The 3971-nt window shown below is 40.7% G+C and carries 2 protein-coding genes; both read right to left on the bottom strand.

Features of this window, described 5'->3' with window-relative positions:
- A partial coding sequence (locus tag ZA07_RS02370) for a SprB repeat-containing protein (protein ID WP_197276689.1) occupies window positions 1-3616 on the bottom strand: 3616 nt, incomplete at its 3' end.
- A 143-nt stretch (window positions 3617-3759) separates the two neighbouring features.
- Window positions 3760-3971: type IX secretion system membrane protein PorP/SprF (locus ZA07_RS15850; RefSeq protein ID WP_157492033.1), on the bottom strand; the 212-nt coding region annotated here is incomplete at its 5' end.

Raw genomic sequence — 3971 nt, 5'->3', positions numbered from 1 at the left:
TGGCATCTGGGTTGGCCGTACAGTCCAGGTCCTTGGTAAGCACGGTGCTCAAGGAAATGGTCGGTAGCGGATCGATGGTCATGGTCTCGCTGTATGTACACTCATTGGCATCCATCACCTGGAAGGTGTAGGTTCCCGGAGCCAGGTCTGGGAACGTATTGGATGTCTGGTATGGGGTAGCTGCCGAGGCGGGGGCTATGATCTGGTACTGTAGCTCGCCGCTTCCTCCGGTGACACTTGTAATGGTCACATCGGATGAATTTGCAGGACAGGTAATGGCCGTCATATCAAACTCCATGTCGGTAGGCGGGTCCAGGGCATCGATGGTGATGCTTCCCACTGCCAGGGAACATCCACTGGCATCCTGTACGGTGATGGTATAGGTTCCGGCCGTAAGGCCCGTAAAGGTATTGCCGGACTGGAAGTTGGTCCCGTCGATACTGTATGAATAGGGAGGCGTACCACCCGTTACACCCGTCACTGTAATGGTCCCACTACCGTTACATGTGTAAGGGGAGGTGAGTTCAACTGTACCTTCAATCGTAGAATCGGCAGTTATGGTTACCTGTTGTGGTTCGGTATAACATACTGAATCATCCAAACTATACTTTACTATAACTTCATAGGTACCTTCTGTTAAATTTGTAAAAACAGGAGCATCAACAAACGTTGATCCGCCATCAATACTGTATTCTAAAGTTGTTCCGTATGCATTGGTAACATCAAATGTTATGGTTCCGTTAGAAGTAAAACCACATTCTATATTAGTAGATGTAACGGTATAATCAGGTTCTGGAATATCATCAACAGTAATGGTCGTTGTAGCACTACAGTTATTTGAGTCCATAACAAGAATAGCATAAGTACCAGGAGCTGTAACTGTATATTCTGGAACGGTTTGAAATTCTGAAGCACTATTAATGAAATAGAAATATGGAGGTGTTCCTCCTTCAGGATAAATAGTGATTTCCCCGTCGTCACAGGTTAAGGGGCTTGTTAATGCAGCGGTTACTGTCAATAATGGTGGTTGAATAATTTCAATTTCTTCTGAATATTCACAGCCATCATCGGTTTCAAAACTAACCGTATATATTCCGGGGTTTAGATTTTCAAAAGTGTAACTGTTTTCCATTTGTGGTCCCACACTATTGACCAATGTTCCGTTTTGATGAATCGAAAAATAGTATTGTGGGTCGGCATCATTGGCTGCCAAATAAATGCTACCAAAATCATCATAACATAAAGGTTGTTCTATTATTGTTGATGCTGTAAAGTCACTTTCAAAAATTTGAACATCTGGAACTGTGAAGACACAAGGATTAGTTTCTACTTCAGTTTGAGTAATATAAACCGTATACATCCCTGGAGTTGTTACAGTGAAGACGTTACTCGATTGGAAATTGACATTATCCAAACTAAATTCATATCCGCTGGGAACACCATTAACGGTGATGGTTCCAGGAGATTCACAAGTGATGTCGGTTGCGGTTACTGTGGGCTCCAGTAAATTTTCATAGACATTAAAATAGAATTGGACATAACAACCTCCTTCAAAATTGATGGTCAGACTAAATTGACCTGCCGTATCAGCTGTATAGTTTGGTCCTGTTCCTACTTGGTTCCAGGTACAAGCGTCATTTTCATTGGCACAATCTGCATTTTCTACAGCAGCACAACTAGACTCATCTAATTGTTCCCATACTATAGAAGTCGTGCCAGAGATATTGGTTTGAATGTCTACAAAATCATTCGCTCCACATAAATAAATATTAGGCAAAAGTTTTCCGTCGTTTGGACAGGTGACTACTTCGTCAGCATAAGGAATGACTGGGTTGGTAATATCTCCTCCAAAAGTTGTTACATGATATTCTTGAGCAATGGATTGACATGGATTTGGAGCTGTGTTGAATGAATAGTAAGTTCCAACTTCGGTAGCTGTAAAGGTTTGACCCGTACCAATAACCGGGTTTCCTGAAGGGTTAGTGGACCATTCATAAGTATCATACCCATCGGCTGCCGTTAGAGTAATACTGTCTCCACATAAAATAAAGTCTTCTGAAAAAGTACAATCTAGATCCACCAAAAAGTTAGTAGCCTGTGGACTCAATAAACAGCCAGTATTGCTGCTTAAACTGGGGTCGTCCGTAATTAAGAAATCAGGATTGATAGTACCTTGATAGGAAGCAAACGCTTGATTGTTGATAATATTGGAGCAAGCATCTGCTAAATCGGCACAGGTTTCAACAGTTTGAACTTCTATACGTATTTCATAAACAGGGTCATTGATTTCGACTAAAGAATCGTCAATGTTAAATATGATTTCCCTTGTTATGGGATCATAACTGGCAACCGTAACTCCGGGAGGCAACACTAAATCCTCAGGGTAATTAAAGATAATGTTGATAGGTAAAACATCTCTAATTTGGAAGTTTGTTGCATGGTCATTACCTACGTTTTGAAACCCAATAACATAATTTAATGGTTGCCCTAAACCTACATATTGGCCACCAATATCATTACCCATGTCATCTTCAACTATTTTAGTCAAAATGATATCGGGTTCGATTATTTCTACCGCAAAAGCATAGAAATATTGGAAATAGACATCTTGATCACTCTCCAACCTAACAACAGCCGATGTGGCATCATTAGCTATGACATTGTTGCCTGGATTAGGTACGACCATCACACCTGTGTCAAATCCAAGTGTGTTTGTACTATTGGGAACTCGGTTATCTACAGGTAAAGCACTCAACTGGGTGACCGAACTGTTAAAAAAGTTATTTGCAGGTCTATCCGCTGCTGATAAAGGAACGTTATTTAATAGCAATCTGTCATTCTGAATAGGTTTATCACCTTCTAGCGTTGCAAAAGCAAAATTAGCTCTTACAGGTTGGGGTGCTGGTACGGTTCTAAATCCAGAAACTGGCACGTCTAAATTAACACTACTACTAATGGCACTGAATCCATCAAAACTAGTAATGGATTTTCCAGGCATTGTAGGGTCTTCATAGACCACAAAGAGAGACCAACCAGCAGAATATCCTGTTCCGTTGTATGGGTTAAAACTTCCTGTTTCACCTTGTGCACTAGATACATTGGCGATGGTGTAAGTCCCCAGATCGGTGTCAAGACTGGTTACAATAGACGTTACATCGGCATAACAGGAGTAGGGATAACTATCTCCAGTAGCAGTACCATTGGCACTATACACTATTTCTCCGGTGACATCAAAATACCCACCACTAGGGCCTTTTAGTTTGACATTTTCAATTGGTTCATCTCCATTTGTTACTGCTCCCCAATACAATCCTGCATAGATTATTTGATAACAATTGGGGTTGGGAATTTCAAGGTCAGCGCTTGAAGAACTAAATGTGGAGTTGTCGTTGTCAATGTCTATATAAGTCATATCGACGTTATGGTTATAGACATTATTTTGATTAAAGGCATTGTTATCGGGACCCAGAATATTGTTTCCTATTAACAAAATATCACCCTTCAGATCTTGATCAAATCTTGGTGTGAAGGGTACATAATTTTGGGCAAACGAATGAAAGCCCAAAAACAATAGGAATGTTATAAGGGCTAATTTTGAAAAAGTAGGTTTTTTCATGGCAGCTTAGTTTAGTTCTCCTTTTTCTGCAAGGGGCATCGCATAGAAGGAGGTTATGTTAGTGTTTGTTCTAGTTTTGTTTCATTAAATATTTGTTTTAAATCATTTATAAATTTAACTGTGCTTTTGTTTTTATGTAACCACTAATACATTCTATGCTTGCTTGCTGTACACGGGCAGTCCGAGAGTCCCTGTAGGAAATCAATGCCAATTGTGATCATGTGTGTACCGGAGTTGTAGCCTATCAGGTCGTTCATGGTGATCTGGTACGAGTATGCAAAATAGAACTTGGACTTCATGATCCCTGCCATGGGCCCAATGTTCAGCGGTTTGAAGAACTGGTCGTTCAGGAACC

It is taken from the genome of Mangrovimonas sp. ST2L15 (assembly GCF_001280515.1).
Classification (GTDB): domain Bacteria; phylum Bacteroidota; class Bacteroidia; order Flavobacteriales; family Flavobacteriaceae; genus Mangrovimonas; species Mangrovimonas futianensis.
This window is presented reverse-complemented; position numbering and strand designations above follow the sequence as displayed.